This window comes from Caballeronia sp. BCC1704, from assembly GCF_902833455.1.
In the GTDB taxonomy this organism is placed as follows: Bacteria; Pseudomonadota; Gammaproteobacteria; order Burkholderiales; family Burkholderiaceae; genus Caballeronia.
Map to the genome: position 1 here is coordinate 1,066,179 of NZ_CADFFT010000001.1, position 23,138 is coordinate 1,089,316.

A 23,138-nucleotide genomic window follows, 5' to 3' on the forward strand; every position below is an offset into this window, starting at 1 on the left:
TGCGGATAAATCTAATCTTTGGCCAATGCGAGATTTCCAAGCTTTGATTCTTACCTTTTGGTAGCTTGCGCAAAATATTGGCGATCGCCCCTCCGAGGTGATATCTACAGCGGACCATCCTGGAGTGAGTTTCTGCAGTCACAGCGGGTACGCTCGCGGCGCTGTACGTGGCGCGCGGTTCGTGGGAGAGCGTGACGTTGTCGACCGACTCGCCGCTGAAGCTGACGCGTGGTTGATGCCCTCGCGACGAGGGCATCTACGTGATTACTTCGACGCAGCAGTCATCGGCGTGCCGATGTAATGCGAGTCTTGCAGGGCCTTCTCGCCTTCCTCGGCGGATTCCAGCGAAGGGATGATGCGTCCAACGAGCAGGCCTAAGCCAATGCGCGTCCTCACGTATTTCGTCTCGCCTGCATCAAGCGTGAACGTGACGGTTTTTTCGGTTTCCGTTGCCGTCGACACAACGTACGTGCCGGCGGGCTCATCTACATAAAAGAAGCCGCCAGGCTTGGATTCGCCCACTACGGTGCCGTTCAGTCGGATGTTCGGTTGCGTGGCCGAGCCGACCATCGAATTGGAGCGGTAGAAGTAAATCCGGCCTTGCGATTCCTTCAATGTCGGAATCGACGAGGCGAGCTCCTTGTATTGCGGACCGCTGGCGCACCCCGATGCTACGAGCGCCACGAAGCAGCCGGTCAACAATGCACGAAACAGCTTAGCCATTTATTTTCTCGATTTGTATGGATTGAGGTGGTTCTAACGCGGAGAAATTGGACTCGCCGGGCAAGTAGAAACCCACCAGCCGATCTGCGTCGATGACGAGATACGCTTCATGCACCTGACGTCCTTCGATGGTGAATTCGGAGCCCACTGGCCGATAGACCGAACCTTGCGGCAGCACCCCGACGGAACGCCAAGTGGAACCCGCACGCAGCTTGCGCGAGTATCCGGTCGCGAGCCTTACGACTGCCGGCCTGACGATGCGAATCACCTGCTGCGGCGTACTCTGAGCCGTCAATTGCGATGTCTGAACCTGAATTGTCGGTGCGCATGCAGAGAGCGCCGAAACGGCGACCAATGCGAGTGCGAATCCTCGGATGTTGAGCAAGATTGACCTCAGGAGTTTTTCTTCCAGCCCGTCTTTTCGACATTTCGACGGAAAACTTTAGAAATATTTGCTTGTTTGAGTTATCGGGGCGTTCCATTGCGCTTGTTCGCGACCCGGCGAATGACTGCTTCAACCTGAAATGACCGTCTATCTCGAGACGAGTTGACTGGCCAATCATGGTCGCGTTGCGTCCATCCCGCAAATCAACGAAGAACCAAAACAAAAGGGCACGCGATCGCTCGCGTGCCCTTTGCCTGTTGTCCGCCGATACGCGTTACTTCACGCGCATGCCCGGCTTCGCGCCGCTATGCGGCTCCAGAATGTAAAGGCCCGGTTCCGCCTTTTCGTCCGTGGCGGACGCGGCGAGCACCATGCCTTCCGACATGCCGAACTTCATCTTGCGCGGCGCGAGATTGGCGACCATCACCGTCAGCTTGCCGACGAGGTCCTGCGGCTGATACGCCGACTTTATTCCGGAGAACACGTTACGCGTCTTCTGCTCGCCGATGTCGAGCGTCAGTTGCAGCAGCTTGTCGGAGCCTTCCACTGCCTTGCAGTCGACGATCTTCGCGATGCGCAAATCGACCTTCGCGAAATCGTCGATGGAAATGACGCCGTTGTCCTGTTGCTTCGGCTCCTTTGTTGCCGCGGCCTTCGGCGCAGCTGCGCTCGCTTCCGGCGCGGCCGGTTGCAGCGATTCGCGGTTCGCCGCGAGCAGCGCCTCGATCTGCTTCGGATCGACGCGCGTGGTGAGATGCTTGTACGCGTTGATCGCATGCGCGGACGAGAGCGGGCGCTCGGCATCGGCCCATGCGAGCGGCGCGATGCCGAGGAACGCTTCCACGGATTCCACGAGCTTCGGCATCACAGGCTTGAGCGCCAATGAAAGCAGCCGGAACGCTTCGAGGCTCACGCTGCACGTCTCATGCAGCGCGACCGCATTCGCGGGATCTTTCGCCTGTTCCCACGGCTTCGCGGTATCCACGTACGCGTTGACGGCATCGGCCAGTTCCATCGTCGTGCGCAGCGCGCGGCCGTATTCGCGCGATTCATAGAACGCCGCGATTTGCGGAATCGCCCCGCGCAGTTGCGCGATAAGCGGATGCTGCATCGCGCTGTCCTGCACGCCGCCATCGAAGCGTTTGATGAGGAAGCCCGCCGCGCGGCTCGCGATGTTCACGTACTTGCCGACCAGATCGCTGTTCACGCGCGCCTGGAAGTCGTCGAGGTTCAGGTCGATGTCTTCCATCGTGCTGTTCAGCTTCGCCGCGAAGTAATAGCGCAGCCACTCCGGATTGATGCCCGTGTCGATCACACTTTGCGCGGTGATGAACGTGCCGCGCGACTTCGACATCTTCGCGCCGTCCACGGTCAGAAAGCCGTGCGCAAAGACGTTTGTCGGCGTGCGGTGGCCGGAGAACTGAAGCATCGCGGGCCAGAACAGCGTGTGGAAATACAGAATGTCCTTGCCGATGAAGTGATACTGCTCGGCCTTCGAGCCGGGCTTCACCCAGGCGTCGAAATTCACGCCGATGCGATCCGCCAGATTCTTGAAGCTCGCGTAATAGCCGACGGGCGCGTCCACCCACACGTAGAAATACTTGCCCGGCGCGCCGGGAATTTCGAAGCCGAAGTACGGCGCGTCGCGCGAAATGTCCCAGTCGGCGAGCTTGGCTTCGCCCTTGTCGCCGAGCCATTCGCGCATCTTGTTGGTCGCTTCCGCTTGCGCGAGTCCGCCGACCCAGCCGCGCAGGAAGTCTTCGCAACGCGGATCGGACAGGCGGAAGAAGTAATGCGTCGACGTCTTGCGGATGGGCGTCGCGCCCGACACCACCGAATACGGATTGATGAGCTCGGTCGGCTGATACGTCGAGCCGCAGACTTCGCAGTTGTCGCCGTATTGGTCTTTCGCGCCGCATTTCGGGCATTCGCCCTTGATGAAGCGGTCCGGCAGGAACATTTCCTTGACCGGATCGTAGGCTTGCTCGATATCGCGGGCTTCGATCAGCCCAGCTTGCTGAAGCGCGGTGTAGATGGAGTCGCACAGCACGCGGTTTTCTTCGGCGTCGGTCGAATAGTAGTTGTCGAACGAGATGCCGAAGCTGTCGAAATCGCGCTTGTGCTCCTTCCAGACCCGCTCGATCAGCGCTTTCGGCGTGATGCCTTCCTTTTCGGCGCGCAGCATGATCGGCGTGCCGTGCGTGTCGTCGGCGCCGACGTAGTAGACCTCGTGGCCGTGCATGCGCAGCGTCCGCACCCATATGTCGGTCTGGATGTACTCGACCATGTGGCCGATATGAATCTGGCCGTTCGCATACGGAAGCGCGGACGTGACGAGAATCTGGCGGCGGCCGCCTTCGTTGGCCGAAGCGGCGGACGCGGTGGCGGAAATCGGTGCTGACGATGCTGACATGGAGGCGCGGCCCGGAGGAGTGCTGAAAGCGGGTGAAAAGGGGAATGTCGATTTTAGCAGGGCGGGCAGCACGCGCCGCTGCGGCACGCACTGCCAGTAGCGAGTCCGTGCAGGAAGAGCGACAAATAAAAGCGCCCTGTGCTTCGCGAAGGCAACAGCGGTGCGTGGTGATCGAGCCGAAGTCTTGCTGGCCAAACAGACAGTCTGCGAAGGTGCGCAGGCGCGATTATCTGTCGTCGGCCAGCGGATTGCTTCGTTCGCTCCGCTCCGGGATCGACGAACGAAAGTGGGCAGAATTCGCCGCCCAAAAAAAACCGGGGTCCAATCGGGCCCCGGAGCAACAACGACAAGAGGAGAATGGCAGGCGATGGCCCAGCCATCCACCCACCATAACGACAGACAAGCGGCGCGCCGGCAAGTTTCAAAAATTTCTCACTCGCCTCTGAAACGGTGTCAGATCACGCGCTTGTCGGTCGTCGCCTCATATTCGAGCCTTACTGAACCTGACCCGGCTGCGCCGTCGCGCGCAGATAGATTTCCACGCGACGATTCTGCGCGCGGCCGGCTTCCGTCGAATTGTCGGCGATCGGCTGGTTCTGGCCCATGCCCTGCGCCGACAGACGCTGCGCCGCGACGCCGTGGCTCGAAATATACGACGCCACGCTCTGCGCGCGGTTCTGCGACAGCGTCTGGTTGTACGCGGCCGTGCCGGTGTTGTCCGTATGGCCGATGACGCTCGCAATCAGCTCAGGATGCTGCTGCAACGTTTGCGTGACCGAGTTGAGAACCGGGTCGAACGACGGCTTGATCGCGTAGCTGTTCGTATCGAACGAGATGGAATTCGGGATGTTGACCTTCAGCGAGCCGTCCTGCTGCTCGGTCACCTGGGTGCCGGTGCCCTTCGAGTCGCCGGAAATCTTGTTGCGGATGGCCTGCCAGTTGTAGCCGGTGATGCCGCCGACCGCTGCGCCCGTGGCCGCGCCGATCGCCGCGCCCTTGCCGCCGCCGAAAATCGCGCCAATGCCCGCGCCCGTGGCCGCGCCGACGCCCGTACCGACCGCCGCGTTATTGCCTTGCTGCGTCGCGCAGCCTGCGACGAGCGCGCCCGCGACGGCGAACACGGACAAACGGGTCAACATCTTCATCTTCATCTTGATCTCCTTAATTCAACAAGCGGTTCGACGCCACGCGCCGACAGTGCGAAAGGGTCTTCGGACGGGCTTTCGGACGAGCCTCTACAATATTGAGAAACGTCCGTTTTCCCGCGGCGATACGTCCCCGGAAAACGACAGCAGCGGCATAGTGCAGCGCGAAGCAAGTCACGCGCAACGGCGCTAACAATTACTTGCAATTTCCTCAGTTTGTTGCACGGCGACGCACGGCAGCAACCCTCGTTCCACGGAGTATCAATGAGCATTGACCGCGCGCAGATCGACACTGCACTCGCTAACCTGACCGATCCCAACACCAACCGCAAGTTCGTCGACACCAAGAGCATCCGCAACGTATCGGTCGAAGGCGGCAAGGTGTCGGTAAGCGTCGTGCTGGGCTATCCGGCCAAGACGCAGTTCGCGTTGATCGGCAAACTCGTCGAGGACGCGCTGCGTCAGGTGCCAGGCGTCACCGATACCGCCGTCGACGTTTCTTCGCAAGTGGTCGCGCATGCGGTGCAGCGCGGCGTGAAGCTGTTGCCTAACGTCAAGAACATCATCGCGGTGGCGTCGGGCAAGGGCGGCGTCGGCAAGAGCACGACAGCCGCGAATCTCGCGCTCGCGCTCGCGGCGGAAGGGGCCTCGGTCGGCATGCTCGACGCCGACATCTACGGCCCTTCGCTGCCGATGATGCTCGGCATTTCCGGCCGGCCCGAATCGCCCGACAATCAGTCGATGAATCCGCTGACCGGCCACGGCATTCAGGCAAACTCGATCGGCTTTCTGATCGAGCAGGACAACCCGATGGTCTGGCGCGGCCCGATGGTCACGTCCGCGCTTGAACAACTGCTGCGCCAGACGAACTGGAAGGATCTCGATTACCTCGTCGTCGACATGCCGCCGGGCACGGGCGACATCCAGCTCACGCTGTCGCAGAAGGTGCCGGTGACGGGCGCGGTGATCGTGACGACGCCGCAGGACATCGCGCTGCTCGACGCGAAGAAGGGCCTGAAGATGTTCGAGAAGGTCGGCATTCCGATTCTCGGCATCGTCGAAAACATGAGCACGCATATCTGCTCGAACTGCGGCCACGAGGAGCATATCTTCGGCGCGGGCGGCGGCGAGCGCATGGCGAAGGAATACGGCGTGCAGATTCTCGGTTCGCTGCCGCTCGACATTTCCATCCGCGAGCGCACCGACGCGGGCCAGCCGACCGTCGTATCGCAGCCGGAAAGCCGGATTGCGGAGACGTATCGCGCGATTGCGCGGCGCGTCGCGATTTCGGTTGCCGAGCGTCAGCGCGACATGACTTCGAAGTTCCCGAGCATCGTCGTGCAGAACACCTGATCCGCCGCAAAGCGGCCCTCTCGCGCGAGCCTTGTGCAGCGCGGCTCGCGGTATCATGTCGCCTTCGAGACGCGGCAGCGTCGACGCAACGGGTGTCGGCGTGCCGCCGAGAGGATCGCATGAGAGACAGAGTCAACGGGCGGACGCGCTCCGCCTGGTTCGCCTTGTTCGCCGTGGCCGCGGCGGTGTGCAGCGTGCTGCTCGGCGGCTGCGGCATCATCTTCCAGAATCACGAGAAACGCGCGGACGCCACGCTGACGCCCACGCCCGGCAACACCGCGCGCGGCACGGTGACGCTCATCGAGCGCGCGGACGGCGTGCAGATTTCGTACAACCTCGTCGACATGCCGCCCAATAGCGACCACGCGCTGCAAGTTCACGAACGCGGCGACTGCATCGCGGTGAACGGAGACGCGAGCCCGGTCTTCGCGCTGCCCTCCGACCGCGGACGCGCAGGCAGCCGGCTCGAAGGCGAACTCGGCAACATTCACGCCGACGCCACGGGCGCGGCCACCGGCTTCATCGTCGCGACGGACGTGTCGCTCGACGGCGTGCGCTCGGTCATCTCCCGCGCGATCATGCTGCACCGGGAAGCGGCCGACCCCTACGCGCTGAGTCCGCACAACGTGGGTCCGACGCTTGCGTGCGGCGTCATCCGGCGATAACGGCATCGTCCGAACGGCCGATCTCGCGGCGGGCGTCGTTCCGCGTAAAATACGCGCTTCCATTTTCGTCTGGCCGCACGAGGCCATGCGCCGTTTCACCGCAGGCCTGCAGTCGCGCCAAGTGCGCGACTTCACGCCGCAACGTTGGGTACGTCCCCTATGAGCATCAAGTCCGACAAGTGGATTCGGCGCATGGCCGAAGAGCACAAGATGATCGAGCCGTTCGTGCGCGATCAGGTGCGCGTGGCCGAGGACGGCCGCAAGATCGTGAGCTACGGCACGTCGAGCTACGGCTACGACATCCGCGTGGCTGACGAATTCAAGATCTTCACGAACATCAACTCGACCATCGTCGATCCGAAGGCGTTCGACGAGAAATCGTTCGTGGACTTCAAGGGTGATGTCTGCATCATTCCGCCGAATTCCTTCGCGCTCGCGCGCACCGTCGAATATTTCCGCATTCCGCGCTCGTGCCTGACCGTGTGTCTCGGCAAGTCGACTTACGCGCGCTGCGGGATCATCGTGAACGTCACGCCGTTCGAGCCGGAGTGGGAAGGCTACGTGACGCTCGAATTCTCGAATACGACACCATTGCCCGCCAAAATCTACGCGAACGAAGGGGTCGCGCAGGTTCTCTTCTTCGAAAGCGACGAGATCTGCGAGACGTCCTACGCCGACCGCGGCGGCAAGTATCAAGGGCAGCACGGCGTGACGCTGCCGAAAACCTGATCGCTCCGCGTCCCTAGAACCGCACACGGCACGCGCTTGTCGAAGGACCGCTGGCTCCGGGAAAAAGTCTCGGGCGGCGGTCGTTCCATTTGGAGATTCGCCTCATGAAGTTCCGCTTCCCCGTCGTCATCATCGACGAAGACTTTCGCTCCGAGAACATCTCGGGTTCCGGCATTCGCGCGCTGGCCGAGGCGATCGAGGGCGAAGGCGCCGAAGTGCTCGGTCTCACGAGCTACGGCGATCTCGCCGCCTTCGCGCAGCAGTCGAGCCGCGCGTCATGCTTCATTCTGTCGATCGACGACGACGAGCTGCTGCCTTACGCCGACAATGTCGTCGTCGAAGGCGACACGCCCGAACTGGCGTCGGCCATCGTCGCGTTGCGCGCGTTCATCAACGCCGTGCGCCGCCGCAACGCCGACATCCCGATCTTCCTGTACGGCGAAACTCGCACCTCGCGGCACTTGCCGAACGACATCCTGCGCGAGCTGCACGGCTTCATTCACATGTTCGAGGACACGCCGGAGTTCGTCGCGCGTCATGTGATTCGCGAAGCGAAGGTGTATCTCGATTCGCTCGCGCCGCCGTTCTTCAAGGAACTGGTGCAGTACGCGGAAGAGGGCTCGTATTCGTGGCACTGTCCGGGGCACTCGGGCGGCGTCGCGTTCCTGAAGAATCCGCTCGGGCAGATGTTCCACCAGTTCTTCGGCGAGAACATGCTGCGCGCGGACGTGTGCAACGCGGTCGATGAACTCGGCCAGCTGCTCGATCACACCGGTCCGGTCGCGGCCTCCGAGCGCAACGCGGCGCGCATCTTCAGCGCGGATCATCTCTTTTTCGTGACCAACGGCACGTCGACGTCGAACAAGATCGTGTGGCACGCGACCGTCGCGCCGGGCGATATCGTGCTCGTGGACCGCAACTGCCACAAGTCGATTCTGCACGCCATCACGATGACGGGCGCGATTCCCGTGTTCCTCACGCCGACGCGCAATCACTTCGGCATCATCGGGCCGATTCCGCGCGACGAATTCAAGCCCGAGAACATTCGCCGCAAGATCGAGGCGAACCCGTTCGCGCGCGAGGCGCTCGCGAAGAACCCGAAGGTCAAGCCGCGCATCCTGACCATCACGCAGAGCACGTACGACGGCGTGATCTACAACGTCGAGATGATCAAGGATCTGCTCGGCGACATGCTCGACACGCTGCATTTCGACGAAGCGTGGCTGCCGCACGCCGAGTTCCATTCGTTCTATCAGGACATGCACGCGATCGGCGCGGGCCGGCCGCGCACCGGCGCGCTCGTGTTCGCCACGCACTCGACGCACAAGCTGCTCGCCGGCATTTCGCAGGCATCGCAGATTCTTGTGCAGGACAGCGAGAACAGCACGTTCGACCGCCATCGTTTCAACGAGGCGTATCTCATGCACACGTCGACGAGCCCGCAATACGCGATCATCGCGTCGTGCGACGTGGCCGCCGCGATGATGGAAGCGCCGGGCGGCCCCGCGCTCGTGGAAGAGTCGATCGCCGAGGCGCTCGATTTCCGCCGCGCGATGCGCAAGGTGGATGCCGAATACGGCGACGACTGGTTCTTCAAGGTCTGGGGCCCGGACGCGCTGGCCGAAGAAGGCATCGGCGACCGCGAGGACTGGATGCTGAAGCCGAACGACCGGTGGCACGGCTTCGGCGCGCTCGCCGAGAACTTCAACATGCTCGACCCGATCAAGGCGACGATCATCACGCCGGGGCTCGACGTGGACGGCGAATTCGGTGAAACGGGCATTCCGGCCGCCATCGTGACGAAGTATCTGGCCGAGCACGGCATCATCGTGGAGAAGACGGGGCTGTACTCGTTCTTCATCATGTTCACCATCGGCATCACGAAAGGCCGCTGGAACTCGATGGTCACCGAGCTTCAGCAGTTCAAGGACGACTACGACAACAATCAGCCGCTGTGGCGCGTGCTGCCGGAGTTCATCGCGCAGCATCCGTCGTACGAGCGCATCGGCCTGCGCGATCTGTGCGAGCAGATTCACAGCGTCTATCGCGCGAACGACATCGCGCGGCTCACGACCGAGATGTATCTGTCGAGCATGGAGCCCGCGATGAAACCGTCCGAAGCGTACGCGAAGCTCGTGCACCGCGAGATCGACCGCGTGCCGATCGACGAACTCGAAGGCCGCGTGACGAGCATTCTGCTGACGCCGTATCCGCCGGGCATTCCGTTGCTGATTCCGGGCGAGCGGTTCAACCGCACCATCGTCGATTACCTGCGTTTCGCGCGGGAGTTCAACGAGCGTTTCCCGGGCTTCCACACGGATATTCACGGGCTCGTCGGTGAGATGATCAACGGGCGCATCGAGTATTTCGTCGATTGCGTGCGCGACTGATATCGCGTGATTCGCTGCTGCAAAGACAAACGGCCCTTCATAGGGCCGTTTGTCGTTTGGGGCAAGCGCCGATCGCTTAGATCAGGCCTTCCGCCTTCATCGCCGCCTGCACCGCCGGGCGCGCCGCGACGCGCGCCTGATACGCGGTCAACGCCGGCCACTTGTTCAGATCGAGGTCGATGAACGGCGCCCAGCCAAGCACGGTGAAGAGATACGCGTCGCCGATGCCGTATTCGTCGCCCAGCAGATACTGCTTGTCGTCGATGTGCTTCGCCACGTAGGCGAGACGGCGCTCCAGATTGGCCATCGCGGCGGCTTTCCACTCGCTCGTCGCGGCCGGGTTGAAGAACGGCGAGAAGTTCTTGTGCAACTCGGTGCCGATAAACGTCAGCCACCCTTGCAGGCGGTAGCGCGACATGGCGTCGGCGAGCGGCGCGAGGTGCTTGGCCGGCACCTGATCCGCGATGTACTGCATGATCGCCGGGCCTTCGGTCAGCACGTCGCCGCTATCGAGCTGAAGCGCGGGCACGTAGCCCTTCGGATTGATCGCCATGAAATCGGCGCCGCTTGCGGTGACTTTCGTCTTCAGGTCGACGGCTTCGATCTCGTAAGGCAGGCCGGATTCTTCGAGGACGATATGCGAGGCAAGCGAACAGGCGCCGGCTTTGTAAAACAGTTTCAAGTCAGATTCTCCAGGTTGAACCGCGGGACATTATGACCGATCCCCGGCGCCCAAAATATCCTGGGCGACGAAACGACTTATCTCGTTCGGCGAAAGATCGCGTTGCGAAACGCCCACCGGCTGAAGCGCGTTAGACGCTCGTCAGTCGAGAATGAAGTGGCGAGAAGGCGAGACCGGCTTCGGCGCGAGAGCAAACTCCGGATCGGCGGCCATGTCATGCAGCGCCGCTTCGAGCGTCGCGCACATCGCATTCAGCGCGAGGTCGTTTTCTTCCTGTCCGAACGGGTCTTCGATCTGCGCGGCAATCGCCTCCAGCGCCATGAACGCATACGCCACCAGCAGCGAGAAGAGCGGCGTCAACAGGCCCGCGCCATCGACGAGGCCGAACGGCAGCAGCACGCAGAACAGATAGATCGTGCGGTGAATCATCACCGAGTACGAGAACGGCAGCGGCGTGGTCGCGATGCGCTCGCACCCGCCGATGACGTCGGAAAGCGCGTTCAGATTGTGCTGAATCGCGACCATCGCATAACCGTCGATCGCGCCTTCCCGCCTGCGCTCGGCCACCCATTCGCCGAGCAAGAGCAGGATGAGCGCAGGCCGATACTTCGCCGCCGCCGCGCGCGCATGCAAATCGGATGGCAGTCGCAGCGCGAGATCCGTCAGCGCGTCGGTGCCGCGCAGTTGATGTCGAAGGGCATGCGCCAAGGCCCCGAGCGCCGCGAGAAAACGACGCGAATGACCGGGCTCGCGTGGCTCCGGCAACGAGAGCACTTGCTGCGCGAGCGCGCGCGACGTATTGAGCAGCGCGCCCCAGAGCTTGCGGCCCTCCCACCAACGCTCGTAGCTCGCGCTGTTGCGAAAGCCGAGAAAGACGGCGAGCGCGATACCCACGAGCGCGAACGGCGGCGTGCCGAGCCCGATCGGATAGTGGCGCATGTGATCGTGCATGAAGATCGCCGCCACCGACAGCGCGAAGATCAGCGCAAGGCGCGGCAGCAGTTGCGGGAGCACCGAGCCGCGCCACACGAACAGGAGTCGGAACCAGTTGAGCCTGGGGCGGATGATCATGTTTGGGGTCAACTCTCGGAATGAATGACGACGCGGCCTGGCGCAGCGGGACATCCATTCTAAGTCAGCGCGCCGCCGTATCGGGTTGTTGAACGATCGGTCCCGTGTGCGTTCGCCTGCGATGAATCGACTCGCGGCGCGATACCGCGCGACTGATGCGCCGCGCGAGTCGATGACGGTCCTTCTCGACGTCTTCGTGCTAACGCCTCGTTCGAGCACCTACTAGAATGAAAGGCAGCCAAATTCAGCTGCAGCTATTAAGTTAGGTATTCGAAATAAATTCGCCGATGATTGCGGCGATGAACGAATCGCGACACCTTTCGAGAAGCCATTCTGCCGACAACAACAAGGAGGCATTCATGCTCGCAGTCAGGCGCAACGTGTTTCTGGTGCTGGTTCCCCTTTCTGTTCCGTGTGCCGTATCGGCGCACGGGACACTCGAGACGCCGCTGAGCCGCGTGTATTGGTGCTACCTCGAAGGGCCTGAAAATCCGAAGTCCGCCGCATGCCAGGCGGCAGTGGCTGTCGCGGGGCCGGCTTTCCTGTACGACTGGGCGGGCGTCAACCAGTTACCTAATGGCGATCACAAGGCGTTCGTGCCGGATGGGCATCTATGCAGCGGCAACAAGTCCAACTACTACGGACTGGACCTCGCCCGCAACGACTGGCCAGCGACCTCGATCGCCGCCGATCTCAGCGGCAACTTCACGTTCGTCTGGAATGCAACGGCGCCGCACGTGACGCGGTACTTCCAGTTCTACATGACGAACGACAACTACGACTTCAATCAGCCGCTGAAATGGTCCGATCTCGACAGCAAGCCGTTTTGCGAAATCAACAACGTCACGCTCGACAACGGCCGCTACAAGATGCAGTGCAAACTGCCAGCGGGGAAGACGGGCAAGCGCATCATCTATGTGATCTGGCAGCGCAACGACAGCGCAGAGGCGTTTTATGCATGCACGGACGTGGTCATCAACGGAGTCAAGTCGACGTGGCGCGAGTTGCGCCCCGTGCCCACGACCGCGCAGAACCAGCCCGCCGGCATGAAGATCACCCTGCGCGTATTCGACCCGGACGGTCACGATCTCGAATCGATCAGCTACACGGTGACGACTCAGACCACGAACGCCGCGGACTGGATGTATGCGATGGCAACGACCATCAACAACCAGTCGAAGCGAGTGCACGTGGGTTTGATCGATAACAACGGCAATATCGTGCCGCAGAAGGAGCCGTCGGCGAACCGAATCTATGTCGATGGTCCGACGGACTACACCTTCATGGTGGACTACACCGGCTCGGCGACACCCGCGCCGTCTCCGACACCGACTCCATCTCCGTCTCCATCTCCGGCACCCGCACCGGCACCGACACCGACGCCGACACCGACACCGACGCCATCTCCGGCACCGACGCCCGCACCGACACCGGCACCAGCACCCGCACCAGCACCAGCACCCGCACCGACGCCCGCACCTTCGCCGAGCGCGGGCGGCACATGCGCGGTGCCGTGGCAGGCGGGCACCATCTACAAGTCGAAGGAACAGGTCTCGGCCAACGGACACAACTACACCGCGCGCTGGGAAAACGGCGACAACCCGGTTACCAACTCCGGCAGCGGCAAGGCCTGGCAGGACCTCGGCACATGTTCGGGACAAACGTCACTATCGTGCGCGGCGCCCTGGAGCGCGAGCAAGACCTACGCGAACGCCGGAACCACCGTGAGTTACAACGGCTCCAACTATCGCAACAAGTGGTGGTCGGCCAATATCGATCCAGCGACGAACTCCGACGGCGCATGGGAGAAGATCGGACCGTGCAAGTGAATCCGAAGGGCGCGGCGCGCGGGGGAAGCGTCCCGCGCGATGCGCTTACTGCTGCGCCCGAAAGCGTTCGCGTCGAATCCATTTCGTCGCAATCCATTTCTCGCCATGTTCGACGGGCGTGCCGGCATGCAGCGTCTTCGGATCGCTCTGGCCCAATTCGTTCAGGTATTCGAAATAGAGCGCGCAGCCGCGCCGCGGATGTATCGTGAGTCCGGCGGCCGGAAATGTGGTGTCGCCGCCGCGCGCCGGTTCGTTGAGATAGAGAATGACTGTCGCCACGCGCTGTCCGCCGCGCTGCATGTGGTGCCGGCTGCCGGCCTGCTCCTCGGGAAAATAGTCGAAATGCGGACGATATTCGCCGCCGACGCCGTAACGAAGAATATGAAGGTCCTCGCCGTTCTCGGCGGGCTGTTGGAACAGTTCCGCGAGCCGCCGGTCGATGGTGCCGACAAGCGCATCCGTCGATGCATTGACGAACGCGCCTTCGCTCTGACGTTCGTCGATGGTGATTTCGTTGCCCGAATCGGGATCGACAACGGACGAGCGTCGCACCCGTTCGCGACCGATCTCGATGAGACGGTCGCATTCGTCGTGCGTGAGCACATTGGCAAGCAGCGCGACGACGGGCTGCGCGCAACTCAAGAGCTTGGGCGCTTCGCAGTCGCTCGCGACGAGTACGCGGCCGGGTGGCAGCATCGGCGTGCCGTAGACGTAGCCGGACGCGTCGGCGGCAGCGGCGGCAGCGGCGGCAGCGGGCGTGTCGCACGCATCACCCGCGAGATGGCGCGCGAGAATCAGCCGCGCGGTGTTCGGATGGAAATCCGCGGCGACCATGGCGTCGATCAGCGATTGATGCGTGCAACCGCGATGAATGTTCTGGTCCAGCCACGTTTTCCACGCGGCGTCGAAGCGGGGAAGGGAGTTCATGGCAGCCTGTCGGGAATGACGGAACGCCCATTCATCGAAGCACAAAAGCGCGCGCGTCACAACGATCCTCTTGAAACAGCGCGCGGCATATTGCGAGCGTGTGTGGTCGCCTGCGCGACCTGCGCTTGCCACGCGAACGCGGCGAGCATGCTCCGCTGCGAGTCCGACGACAACGCGGTGAGCTACGTCACCGAGCGCATCGAACACGCGCGATGCACGCGTTTGCCGATGAACTGGCGCGAGCCGGCGTCGTCGGCGCCGAGCGCGTCTTCGCCTGTCGTGCCGCGTCCCGTCGCGTTGCGGCGGCGCGAAGCCACGGCGCGCATCTACAGCTACATCGAGAATGGCGTGCGGCACTATCTCACGCGCAAGCCGGAAGGTATCGCGGCAAGCGTGTCGGTGATCGAGCTGCATTTCATCGAGACCTGCAACCTGTGCGAGGCCGCCGACGTGAACGTCGCCGCGCTTTCGCTCGACACGCGTGCATACGAACGCGAAATCGACGCGGCGGCGGCATCGTTCGGCGTGGATCGCGCGCTGGTGCGAGCCGTGATTCACGCGGAATCCGGGTATCGCGCCGACGCCATCTCGGGAAAAGGCGCGCAGGGTCTCATGCAACTGATGCCGGCGACGGCGGCGCGCTTCCAGGTCGAAGACGCGTTCGACGCGGCGCAGAACATTCGCGGCGGCGTGCGCTATCTCGCCTGGCTCTTGCGGCGCTTTCACGGCGACATCGACCGGACGCTGGCCGCGTACAACAGCGGAGAGGGCGCGGTCGCGCGTTACGACGGCGTGCCGCCTTACGCCGAGACTGAGGCATACGTGTCGCGCGTGAAGATTCTCGTGGATCGTTATCGCGCCGCGCGCTAGCCGTACTTCCGATTCGTCTTCTCGAACGCGCGGCGCGTCACGTCTTACTTCGTGTTGTCGATCACGATCTGCCCGTTGTACTCGACCTTGCCCCGGAAGAAGTAGTCCGTGCAGGCCTTGTAGTCGCCCGGATTGACGAGCGAGAAGGGCATGCCGTAATCGACGACCTTACATGCGGTCACGGGCTTGCCGTCGGCCCAGGCGTAGTCCTTGTCGAGGTAAGCCTTGAGCGCCGCCGCCGAGCCTTCGTTGAAGCCGCGCATGTTGGCGCAGCCGAGCGGTTCGTCTGGCGCGATCGTGACGCCGAGTTCGCGCGCCATCTCCTTGTACGCGTTGATGCGGTTGGTCACCTGCGGCTGCTCCGCGCCGCCTTTGCCGCACTCGATGCCGCCGTTGATGATGAACACCGTCGCGCCGAAGCCGGGCTTCATGTTGTTGCCGAGATCGACGGCGTTTGGCTTCCACGTGCCGTCGATGGCCCAGGTCATCGGCGGTTTGGGCGTTTGCGGCGTCACCGCGAACCAGACCGCCGACGCGAAGTTGAGCCAGGTGTCCGCGACGCGGCCGGGGTTGTCGAGCAGGATGGCCGGATCGTTATAGAGCGCCTGCGAGAACGGCCCGAAGTTGTAGTTCCACGACAACTGTTTCGCGCCGCGTCCGAAGTAATCGAGATATCGGCCCGCCGCATTCTTCGCGCACGCGTAGAAGATCCAGTTGGTCGCATGCGAGCCCGGTTCGCATTGCTGGTACGCGCCGACCGCCGAGCCCTCCTGATAGCCCGACTCGCGCAGGAACCACAGCGCCTGCTGCCAGAACGGGATCGGCGTGTCCTGCGGCATCTTCGAGAGCACGGCGTTGTTGTGATCGGGATAGCCCGAGCGCACCTGCGCGGGCGTGAGCGACGGCCAGTTCGCGCCCGTTTCCTGCGTGAAGTGGGCGAACGACGTCGCGAGCAGCTTGCGGCAGATGGCGAGCGCATCGCGTCCGTCCGAATAGTCGCCGCAATACGCCGGGAACTTGGCGACACCGCGCAGGAAGTTCACATACGAATAGTGGATGTCGCGCACGGGAAAGAGCTGATCGAACTTCTGCTCGTCGACGATCGACTCGACGCGCCGCACGTTCGACGGATTCGCCGCGCGGCCCGGAACGACAGCGTTGACGTCGTCGTCGGGCAGGACGCGCAGGGCGTCGCGCACGATCGCGATAAGGCCGTTGGTCTGATCGACGAGCTTTTTCTCGGTCGCGCTGAACTGGGCGGGCGTCGGATAGCCCGCAGGTTCGGGGATGTAGGTGATCTTCGGTTTGTACGCGGCGGTTGGCGCGGGCGTGGGCGTCGGCGTTGGAGTCGGGCTCGGCGCCGGTGCAGGGGCTGGCGATGGTGTCGGCACGGGCGTAGGCGCCGGTGCAGGTGCGGGCGCAGGCGCAGGCACAGGTGCAGGCACAGGTGCGGGGACAGGTGCGGGCGCCGGCGCAGGCGCAGGGGCCGGTGCTCCGCCACACGCGCCGAGGTCTTCCCAGACTCCATACGCGCCGGATTGCGCGGGGTTGTCGCCTTGCGTCCACCACTTATTGCGATAGTTCCGGCCGCCATAGGTCACGCGCATGTTGGGTTGCGCATACGTCTGACTCGCCGACCACGCCGCATAGCATCCTGCCGGCGTTGGCGTTGGCGTTGGCGTCGGCGTTGGCGTTGGCGTGGGCGTCGGCGTCGGCGTTGGCGTTGGCGTGGGCGTCGGCGTCGGCGTTGGCGTTGGCGTTGGCGTTGGTGTCGGCGTTGGCGTGGGCGCAGGCGTTGGCGCTGGCGTCCCCCCAGCAGCGCCGACATCACGCCATAGCGTCGGCGTCGACGGCGGCGTCCATCCCGCGCCGGGATACGCCGTGTGCGTCTGCAACGCCTGATACACGCGCCCGTTGTAGGTCACGGTCGCGCCGGACGGATACGTCGCGCCCTCGCGCCACGCTTCCTGTGCAAGCGCCGCGCCGGCATGGAGCAGCAACGCGGCGGGCAGCACGGCCAGTTTTCTTCCAATCGATGACATCTCGGTCCTCCACACGCGAACGCCCGGCGTCCATCAACGCCGGGTCATGCCTCTGTCGGGGAAGTGGGTGAACTTCCACTCCGAATAGCTCGTCTGCGTCGCGAAGCTCGCGTCGCTGTCGGAAAATCCGTCCTTCTTGAGCGGCGCTTCCGTCGATGCGCTGTAGACGCCGTACAGTTCGCCGCCCGGCCCGCGCACGGTCTGCCACTCGCCGCCGGTCATCGGATCGTCATAGGCCTGGCGCAGATAGCGCCGCACGAACGACGCGCGCGGATCGCGCGTCAGGTCTTTCAAATCCCTCGGGAACGCACCGCCCTTGTCCGCCTTGACATAGGCTTCGATGGCCGCGCGTATCGCGTCGCCGCGACGCAGAAGCTCGTCTTCTTTCACGCGCTGGGCCTGCGTGCTCCAGACTTCGCCGACCTTCATCAGATAGATGCTGATGAGCGCCACGGACATGAGCGCCCACAACATGCCGAAGCCGCGTTGCCTACCACGCGCTGTAATCGGTGCCATCTTTCGCCTTGCCTTTCGCGCCGCTTCGCACGTTGTAGACGCCCGGCGTGCCGTCGGCGGGCTGCTCGACCGTCCACGTCGCGCGGCTCATGGAAACCGGGTCCAGCGGAATCTCGCGCAGATAGTGCTTCTGCACCAGTTCGTCGAGCGACTGCGGATAGCGGCCCTGATCCGCGCGAAAGTGGTCGATCGAATCGCGCATGGCGGCGAGATTCTCGTGCAGCACGGTTTCCTTGGCCTTGTCCGCCTGGCCGAAGTAGCGCGGCACGACGACCGTGAGCAGCGTCGCGATGATCGCCAGCACGACGAGCAGCTCGATGAGGGTGAACGCGCGACGCAGCTTTCCGAGCATCACCATCTCCTGTAGGGGACGCCGTTGAGCCCCGTGCCTTCCGAAAGCGAATAGACGTCGTAGACATCGTCGCCTTCGGCGGGCGATTCCGCGTCGCTCGCGTAGCTGCGCTTGCCCCACGTTGCTTCGTCGGAACGGCTTGGGCAGTCGCACAACGGATCGCGCGGCACGCGCCGCAGGAAGTAGATGCGCGCGTGCGTCGGATTGGTCTTGTCGACCACGCCTTCGACGAGGGTCTCGAGTTTCGGCGGATAGCCCGAATCGCCCGGCGCGCGATCCATCTTTCCTTCGTCGCCGGCTTTCTTGTACGCGTCGATCGCGTCACGAATGCTCCACAGCGCCCGACGCAGCTCGTCTTCCCGCTGATGCTGGGCCGCGACCTGGACGAGCGGAGCCGCGACCATCGCGAGCGCGGCGAGAATCGCGAGCGTCACCAGCAGTTCGATGATCGTGAAGCCTCGTTGCATCGTCATCGGCTCATGTCGGAGTTCAAGGCTGCGTGGGCCGCGGCGTATCGGGCGCGTCGGGCGCGTCGGGCGGCGATACGCGCGGCAAAGGCGGCGGCAAGGCGCTCGCGGGCTGCGGCGGCTGCGGTGGCTGAGGCTGAGGCTGAGGCGGCGGGGGCATCTGCGGCGCGACGGGCGGCGGCAGGCGCGCGGCCGCATTGCCACCGACGACATCGCGCTCGGTCGTGATGCGGCTTTCCGTGCCTGAATCGAATTGCACGACATTGCCCGCCGGCATTGCCTGACCGCGCACGATGCGCGGTGTGAGCAAGAGCACGAGCTCGGTCTCGTGAGCGTCGTTGGTGCGGTCGCCGAAGATACGATCGAGCACCGGAATGCGGCTCAGTCCCGGCAGCCCGCTCGCGGCGGCGCGCTCGTTGCGCTGTAACAGCCCGGCGAGCATCTGCGTTTCGTTGTTGCGCACGCTCATCACCGTATCCGCCGATCGCGTGCCGATCTGATAGGCGACGAGTCCAGTCGATGTCGTGATCGTATCGGTCACGTTCGACACTTCCATGTGCAGCTTGACCTGCACTTCGTCGTTGCCGGCTATCACCGGCGCGACTTCCAGCGACAGCCCGACATCCTGATAGTTGACGCTCTCCGAACTAAAGTTGCTCGACAGCGTGGTCGTCACCACCGGCAGACGATCGCCGATCAGCACTTTCGCCTTCTCGCGGTTTCTCACGCGGATGCTCGGATTCGCCAGCGTGCGCGTTTTGCCCTGCGTCTGCAGGAAGTCGATGCCCACCGGCCCGATGCGCACGAGCACATCGCTGCTGTTGAGGTTATGCAGTTGCTGGAGCGTGACGGTGTTCGGCGGCAGCGTGGTCTGATCGGCGGCGGTGCCGGACTGCAATCCGAACACGATGCTGTCCGGATACTGAATGCCCAGATGCAACAAGTCGGACGACGACACTTCGAGAATCTGCGCATCGATCACGACTTCGGCGGGCGTCACGTCCAGCGCGCGGATAATGCGCTCGGCGACCTTGAGTGTCTCCGGCGCGTCGCGCATGACGATGGCGTTGGTGCGCTCGTCGAGCACGGCATCGCGCGTCTTGACCATCTGCTTGAGCACGCCGAGCACCTGCGCCGCGGACGAGTTCGTGAGATAGAAGGTGCGCACGACGAGGTCGCGGTACTCCGTTTCCTTGTCCGGCCGCTTCGGATAGATGAGGATCGCGTTGTCCCCCACGACCTTGCTCGAAAGCTGGTTCGCCTGGAGCACCATCGTGAGCACCTGTTTGACGGGCGTGTTGCTGGCGTAGATGGTGGTGGGCGCGCTCGACTGCACGTCGTGGTCGAAGGTGAAGTTGAGTCCCGTGATGTTCGACATCAGTTCGAAGATGCTGATGAGCGGCTGATCGCGAAATTGCACGGTGATCGGCTGATCCATGTCCTTGTTCAGCTTGGGCGCGAGATCGGCTGCTCGCGGCGTGAGCAGTTCGTCGCGCAGGCGCGCGGCGCGGGCGTTTTCCGGTTGCTTCGCGAGCGTGTCCGTGGCGATGGCGAGTGCCGCCTGCGGCTGTTCCATCCAGATCGACTCGGCGTATCGCAGCGCGCCGTCGATAGCCGCCTGCCGGTTTATCCACTCGATCAGCTCGCGAGGCTGATCGTCGCCGGGCGCGGCGGCCTGCGCACGGCGCGCCCACGCGAGCGCCTGCGCCGAGTCGCCCGCGCGGTACGCGACCGTCGCGCGTTGCAGGTATTCGGCCGACAGACGGCGTCGCAGGCCCATGTACCAGTTCCTGATCTCCAGATCGTCGGGATATTCCGCCGTCTGCTGCGCGAGCAGATCGAGCTGCGCATCGGGCGGCATGCCGGCGAGCCGATTCTGAAGGCCCTGGCGATGCAGTTCTCCCGCGCACGAGGTCAGAAGCGGCAGCAGCAGCCATACGGCCACGTCTTTCAGCCGGATCATTTGATGTCTCCGAGTGGCAGCGTTTGCTGTCGTTTGAGCGGCAGATACGTGAAGCGGACTTGCTTGCGATCGAGTTCGTCGATCCGGTAGGCGTTGAGAATCGTGTCGCCACGGTGCAGGAAGCCCTTGTTCTGGCAGTCCGCGCAGAGCCGGAACTCGCGTCCGGTGCCGGCGAGCACGACATAAAACACGCCGCGCGAATCCAGCCACAGCGAGCGCACGGTAAACGGCAGCGGCGGCGGTTCGGGCGGTGGAGGCGGCTTGACCGAACCGGGCGGCGGCGGGGGCGGCGGCGGGGGAGGAGGCGGTTGCCAGTTCTGGCTCGGAAACAGATCGACCGGCGCGCTCGCGGCATCCGCGACGGTTTGAGGCGCGCTGGCGTCAGGCACGCTGGCGGCGGACGCCGGCGCGGCTGCATGAGGCGTCGATGGCGTCGATGGCGGCGCGGCTTCGTCTCTTTCGCCGCGAAAGTGCACGAACACCATCAGCCCGAGCGTCAGCGCGAGCAGCAGCAAGACCGGCGTCGAGACTTTCAAGGCGCGGACGTCGCGTGCATTCATTTCGACGCTTCCACGACGAACGCGCATTGCAGACGCACTTCCAGATCCGTCGCGCCGATGTTGGGCCGCGAGATCGTGACGCGCTCCCAGCGGATGCCCGGCAAGGTCCGCATCTCGAAGACGAAATCGCGCAGCGGGAGATAGCGGCTCGTGAACGTCGCCTCCACGACATACCGGCGCAGCGACGATTCCTTGTCCTGCGCGGAGAGCTGATACGTGACCTGCGGAATGGACAGGCCGTTCCTGGCGGCGATGGCGTGCATGCTGTGCAGGAATACGAAGTAACGCTGCTCGGCGCTAACGGGCGCGACGGCTTCGTCGGGCGACGACGGCGGCGGTTGCGTGAGCCTCGCGGCGCGCGCGTTCAGATCGGCTTCGCGCGCGGCGATGTCGCGGCGCAGCGGCAGAATGTCCGCGAGCGCGATCATTGCTGCGCCGCCGAGCAGCAGCAGCGCGATCAGCCCGAATGTGCCAAGACGCCATTGCAGGCGGCGCAGTTCCCAGAGCCAGCGGTTCATCGACGTCCTCCGGATGCGTGTCCCATGGGCGGCTGCCGGGCGGGCGGGTTCGACACTGGCGCGGGTGACGCGGACACTGGCGCGGATGCGGGAGAAGAAGCCGGCGCAGATGCAGGCGAGGCGCTCGCAGAAGATGCAGGCGAGGCGCTCGCGGAAGATGCCGGCGAGGCCGTCGTGGAAGATATCGGCGCGGGCAACGCCGCAAAGGCACCGCCGAAAGGCTTCCATATCACCTGCAACGACGTCTGCACCGACGGCGCCGGCGGCCCTGGCTTCTGCGTCTGCCGCTTGAGCGTCACGCTCTCGGTTTGGGGTTGCGCCTGAAACCAGTCGGCGTAAGAGATCGCTTCCTGCACCGAGCGCGTCTCGAACTGCATGTTGATCTGGCGCGATGCCGTCACGATGTCGATGGTGAGGAACGCGATATTCGGATGCCATCCCGCTTCGATCAGATCGCGCGCCGGTTCGGCCGCATAGCGTTGTTGAGCCATGAGCGCGGCGCTGCGCGCGTCGGTGCCGCCGCGATGCGCGTTGCTGATACGCGTGAAGTGCGCCTCCTTCTTCGCGATGACCGACTCGCGTTCGTCGAGCGTCTCGCCTTGCGCGTGAAGCGCATCGCGGACCTGCATTGCGGCGATCAAGGCGGCGGCGCCCACCATCAGCGCGAGCAGTCCCGCCGCCGCCCCCGGACGATTCGCGCGATGCAGGTCCATGCGCGGCGCTTTCATGGCGCGTCGTCCCACGGAACGCGGAGCCATTCGATGCCCGGCGCCTGCGCCAGCCAGCGCGCGCCGTCGCCCGGGCCGATCACGTAGCGGCGCTCGGGCGGCACATCGGCGCAGAGCGCGAAGGCATCGCGCAGCACGTCGTCGAGCGTGCCCGCGACCGGCAGCGCGATGAATCCGGTCCAGCCGCCGCGGTTTCGTAGTCCGATCTGCGCGATGGCCGCGCCGTCGTCCACCGTGTCCAGCGTGACGATGGCGATGGAGCCGTCGCGAATCCGCGCGGCGTGCCGCTGCAGCGCGAACGTGTAAGCCGGCTCGATGCCGCTCAGCATCAGCCTGCGGGTCTTGCATGTCTTCTCGATGCCGGAGCACAGAGCCTCGGGCATCGCGGCGGCGAGGCGTCCGCGCTGCCAGTTTTCGTCCGTCACGGCAAAGCGCGATGCTTCGTTGCCGGCGCCGGTCTGCATCGCCTGCACGCGTGCGAGCGCTACCCAGTCCTGCGGCTTCGGGAGCGGCTGCCACGGCAGCGCGTGATAGCGGGCGAACGGCGCGCCGGCCACCACGCGCAGCATATGCAGGCCGAAACCCGCCGGCTTCGGCGCCAGTGTTTCAATGGCCTTGAGCGCCGCGGCGGCATCGCCCGGCGTGAACGGACCGGCGATGCGGGCCGTGCCGGGCACGCGCGCACGACCGCCTTCGAGCAGTATCGTCGTGCGGCTGAAAAGGCCGGAAGCGGCGGCCGTCGATGCCGCCGCCTTCGCGCGCAGGGAATCGATGTGATCGGAGAAACGCGTCATCATTGCGCCTTTTCGC

Annotated in this window: 22 protein-coding genes; 6 read left to right on the top strand and 16 right to left on the bottom strand. The window is 64.0% G+C overall.

The window, feature by feature from the left end; translation table 11 throughout:
* Positions 1-264: 264 nt before the first annotated feature.
* From HWX53_RS04955 to HWX53_RS04970, 4 genes are all read right to left on the bottom strand, one after another.
* Positions 265-723 carry a DUF2846 domain-containing protein gene (locus HWX53_RS04955; protein ID WP_175939703.1) on the bottom strand — a complete coding sequence of 153 codons (459 nt, stop codon included), beginning with the start codon at positions 721-723 and terminating at the stop codon, positions 265-267.
* A complete protein-coding gene (locus tag HWX53_RS04960) occupies positions 716-1,108 on the bottom strand; it encodes a hypothetical protein (protein WP_244139997.1) in 393 nt (130 codons plus the stop codon). The genes HWX53_RS04955 and HWX53_RS04960 overlap by 8 nt, the downstream gene beginning before the upstream one ends.
* 274 nt (positions 1,109-1,382) lie before the next feature.
* Positions 1,383-3,521: a methionine--tRNA ligase gene (metG, locus tag HWX53_RS04965; protein ID WP_175939704.1), complete on the bottom strand. Its 2,139-nt coding sequence runs from the start codon at positions 3,519-3,521 to the stop codon at positions 1,383-1,385.
* A 494-nt stretch (positions 3,522-4,015) separates the two neighbouring features.
* Positions 4,016-4,672, bottom strand: a complete 657-nt coding sequence (locus HWX53_RS04970; protein ID WP_175939705.1) for an OmpA family protein — start codon at positions 4,670-4,672, stop codon at positions 4,016-4,018.
* Between the two features lie 258 nt (positions 4,673-4,930).
* Here HWX53_RS04970 and apbC point away from each other — a divergent pair, with 258 nt between their 5' ends.
* The 4 genes from apbC (at position 4,931) to HWX53_RS04990 (ending at position 9,803) form a co-directional block, all read left to right on the top strand.
* Complete coding sequence (gene apbC, locus HWX53_RS04975; RefSeq protein ID WP_175939706.1) at positions 4,931-6,019, top strand: iron-sulfur cluster carrier protein ApbC; 1,089 nt, start codon at positions 4,931-4,933, stop codon at positions 6,017-6,019.
* 119 nt (positions 6,020-6,138) lie between these two features.
* Complete coding sequence (locus tag HWX53_RS04980) at positions 6,139-6,684, top strand: superoxide dismutase family protein (RefSeq protein ID WP_175939707.1); 546 nt, start codon at positions 6,139-6,141, stop codon at positions 6,682-6,684.
* Positions 6,685-6,843: 159 nt separating this feature from the next.
* On the top strand, positions 6,844-7,413 hold the full coding sequence (dcd, locus tag HWX53_RS04985) for a dCTP deaminase (RefSeq protein WP_014190693.1): 570 nt from the start codon (positions 6,844-6,846) through the stop codon (positions 7,411-7,413).
* A 104-nt stretch (positions 7,414-7,517) separates the two neighbouring features.
* Positions 7,518-9,803: an arginine/lysine/ornithine decarboxylase gene (locus HWX53_RS04990; RefSeq protein ID WP_175939708.1), complete on the top strand. Its 2,286-nt coding sequence runs from the start codon at positions 7,518-7,520 to the stop codon at positions 9,801-9,803.
* A 76-nt stretch (positions 9,804-9,879) separates the two neighbouring features.
* On the opposite strand, the gene gstA is transcribed toward HWX53_RS04990, so the two are convergent.
* The gene (gstA, locus tag HWX53_RS04995) at positions 9,880-10,485 is read right to left on the bottom strand and encodes a glutathione transferase GstA (RefSeq protein WP_175939709.1); all 606 of its coding nucleotides are present in this window, start codon (positions 10,483-10,485) and stop codon (positions 9,880-9,882) included.
* Between the two features lie 141 nt (positions 10,486-10,626).
* Positions 10,627-11,556 carry a bestrophin family ion channel gene (locus HWX53_RS05000; RefSeq protein WP_175939710.1) on the bottom strand — a complete coding sequence of 310 codons (930 nt, stop codon included), beginning with the start codon at positions 11,554-11,556 and terminating at the stop codon, positions 10,627-10,629.
* Positions 11,557-11,915: 359 nt separating this feature from the next.
* Between HWX53_RS05000 and HWX53_RS05005 the strand changes: the two genes are divergently transcribed.
* Positions 11,916-13,385, top strand: coding sequence for a lytic polysaccharide monooxygenase (locus tag HWX53_RS05005; protein WP_175939711.1), 1,470 nt, complete (start codon positions 11,916-11,918; stop codon positions 13,383-13,385).
* Positions 13,386-13,430: 45 nt separating this feature from the next.
* Here HWX53_RS05005 and HWX53_RS05010 read toward each other — a convergent pair whose 3' ends face one another.
* Positions 13,431-14,312: a 2OG-Fe(II) oxygenase gene (locus tag HWX53_RS05010; protein ID WP_175939712.1), complete on the bottom strand. Its 882-nt coding sequence runs from the start codon at positions 14,310-14,312 to the stop codon at positions 13,431-13,433.
* 147 nt (positions 14,313-14,459) lie between these two features.
* Between HWX53_RS05010 and HWX53_RS05015 the strand changes: the two genes are divergently transcribed.
* Positions 14,460-15,182 (top strand): lytic transglycosylase domain-containing protein, encoded by a 723-nt coding sequence (locus HWX53_RS05015; RefSeq protein ID WP_244139998.1) that lies wholly within the window; start codon positions 14,460-14,462, stop codon positions 15,180-15,182.
* A 44-nt stretch (positions 15,183-15,226) separates the two neighbouring features.
* Here HWX53_RS05015 and HWX53_RS05020 read toward each other — a convergent pair whose 3' ends face one another.
* Genes HWX53_RS05020 through HWX53_RS05060 form a run of 9 tightly spaced genes read right to left on the bottom strand, consistent with a single transcriptional unit; the run spans position 15,227 to position 23,122 of the window.
* A complete protein-coding gene (locus HWX53_RS05020; protein WP_244139999.1) occupies positions 15,227-17,224 on the bottom strand; it encodes a glycoside hydrolase family 19 protein in 1,998 nt (665 codons plus the stop codon).
* 33 nt (positions 17,225-17,257) lie between these two features.
* Positions 17,258-17,740, bottom strand: a complete 483-nt coding sequence (locus tag HWX53_RS05025) for a type II secretion system protein (protein WP_175939714.1) — start codon at positions 17,738-17,740, stop codon at positions 17,258-17,260.
* Positions 17,715-18,098 carry a prepilin-type N-terminal cleavage/methylation domain-containing protein gene (locus HWX53_RS05030; RefSeq protein ID WP_175939715.1) on the bottom strand — a complete coding sequence of 128 codons (384 nt, stop codon included), beginning with the start codon at positions 18,096-18,098 and terminating at the stop codon, positions 17,715-17,717. The genes HWX53_RS05025 and HWX53_RS05030 overlap by 26 nt, the downstream gene beginning before the upstream one ends.
* Positions 18,092-18,559, bottom strand: a complete 468-nt coding sequence (locus HWX53_RS05035; protein ID WP_175940612.1) for a type II secretion system protein — start codon at positions 18,557-18,559, stop codon at positions 18,092-18,094. The genes HWX53_RS05030 and HWX53_RS05035 overlap by 7 nt, the downstream gene beginning before the upstream one ends.
* Before the next feature lie 22 nt (positions 18,560-18,581).
* Entirely contained in the window at positions 18,582-20,522 is a 1,941-nt protein-coding gene (locus HWX53_RS05040) for a secretin N-terminal domain-containing protein (protein ID WP_175939716.1), read from the bottom strand.
* Complete coding sequence (locus tag HWX53_RS05045) at positions 20,519-21,082, bottom strand: hypothetical protein (RefSeq protein WP_175939717.1); 564 nt, start codon at positions 21,080-21,082, stop codon at positions 20,519-20,521. Before HWX53_RS05045 ends, HWX53_RS05040 begins: the two co-directional genes overlap by 4 nt.
* Positions 21,079-21,600, bottom strand: a complete 522-nt coding sequence (locus tag HWX53_RS05050; protein ID WP_175939718.1) for a hypothetical protein — start codon at positions 21,598-21,600, stop codon at positions 21,079-21,081. Before HWX53_RS05050 ends, HWX53_RS05045 begins: the two co-directional genes overlap by 4 nt.
* Positions 21,597-22,328 carry a hypothetical protein gene (locus HWX53_RS05055; RefSeq protein ID WP_175939719.1) on the bottom strand — a complete coding sequence of 244 codons (732 nt, stop codon included), beginning with the start codon at positions 22,326-22,328 and terminating at the stop codon, positions 21,597-21,599. Before HWX53_RS05055 ends, HWX53_RS05050 begins: the two co-directional genes overlap by 4 nt.
* Positions 22,325-23,122, bottom strand: coding sequence for a hypothetical protein (locus HWX53_RS05060; protein WP_175939720.1), 798 nt, complete (start codon positions 23,120-23,122; stop codon positions 22,325-22,327). Before HWX53_RS05060 ends, HWX53_RS05055 begins: the two co-directional genes overlap by 4 nt.
* Between the last annotated feature and the right edge of the window lie 16 nt (positions 23,123-23,138).

Bases quoted from the DNA above. Each gene is read 5' to 3' on its own strand.
- HWX53_RS04955 (WP_175939703.1), bottom strand. From the start codon at position 723: ATGGCTAAGCTGTTTCGTGCATTGTTGACCGGCTGCTTCGTGGCGCTC.
- metG (WP_175939704.1), bottom strand. From the start codon at position 3,521: ATGTCAGCATCGTCAGCACCGATTTCCGCCACCGCGTCCGCCGCTTCG.
- HWX53_RS04970 (WP_175939705.1), bottom strand. From the start codon at position 4,672: ATGAAGATGAAGATGTTGACCCGTTTGTCCGTGTTCGCCGTCGCGGGC.
- apbC (WP_175939706.1), top strand. From the start codon at position 4,931: ATGAGCATTGACCGCGCGCAGATCGACACTGCACTCGCTAACCTGACC.
- HWX53_RS04980 (WP_175939707.1), top strand. From the start codon at position 6,139: ATGAGAGACAGAGTCAACGGGCGGACGCGCTCCGCCTGGTTCGCCTTG.
- dcd (WP_014190693.1), top strand. From the start codon at position 6,844: ATGAGCATCAAGTCCGACAAGTGGATTCGGCGCATGGCCGAAGAGCAC.
- HWX53_RS04990 (WP_175939708.1), top strand. From the start codon at position 7,518: ATGAAGTTCCGCTTCCCCGTCGTCATCATCGACGAAGACTTTCGCTCC.
- HWX53_RS05000 (WP_175939710.1), bottom strand. From the start codon at position 11,556: ATGATCATCCGCCCCAGGCTCAACTGGTTCCGACTCCTGTTCGTGTGG.
- HWX53_RS05005 (WP_175939711.1), top strand. From the start codon at position 11,916: ATGCTCGCAGTCAGGCGCAACGTGTTTCTGGTGCTGGTTCCCCTTTCT.
- HWX53_RS05010 (WP_175939712.1), bottom strand. From the start codon at position 14,312: ATGAACTCCCTTCCCCGCTTCGACGCCGCGTGGAAAACGTGGCTGGAC.
- HWX53_RS05015 (WP_244139998.1), top strand. From the start codon at position 14,460: ATGCTCCGCTGCGAGTCCGACGACAACGCGGTGAGCTACGTCACCGAG.
- HWX53_RS05020 (WP_244139999.1), bottom strand. From the start codon at position 17,224: ATGTCATCGATTGGAAGAAAACTGGCCGTGCTGCCCGCCGCGTTGCTG.
- HWX53_RS05025 (WP_175939714.1), bottom strand. From the start codon at position 17,740: ATGGCACCGATTACAGCGCGTGGTAGGCAACGCGGCTTCGGCATGTTG.
- HWX53_RS05030 (WP_175939715.1), bottom strand. From the start codon at position 18,098: ATGGTGATGCTCGGAAAGCTGCGTCGCGCGTTCACCCTCATCGAGCTG.
- HWX53_RS05035 (WP_175940612.1), bottom strand. From the start codon at position 18,559: ATGCAACGAGGCTTCACGATCATCGAACTGCTGGTGACGCTCGCGATT.
- HWX53_RS05040 (WP_175939716.1), bottom strand. From the start codon at position 20,522: ATGATCCGGCTGAAAGACGTGGCCGTATGGCTGCTGCTGCCGCTTCTG.
- HWX53_RS05045 (WP_175939717.1), bottom strand. From the start codon at position 21,082: ATGAATGCACGCGACGTCCGCGCCTTGAAAGTCTCGACGCCGGTCTTG.
- HWX53_RS05050 (WP_175939718.1), bottom strand. From the start codon at position 21,600: ATGAACCGCTGGCTCTGGGAACTGCGCCGCCTGCAATGGCGTCTTGGC.
- HWX53_RS05055 (WP_175939719.1), bottom strand. From the start codon at position 22,328: ATGAAAGCGCCGCGCATGGACCTGCATCGCGCGAATCGTCCGGGGGCG.
- HWX53_RS05060 (WP_175939720.1), bottom strand. From the start codon at position 23,122: ATGACGCGTTTCTCCGATCACATCGATTCCCTGCGCGCGAAGGCGGCG.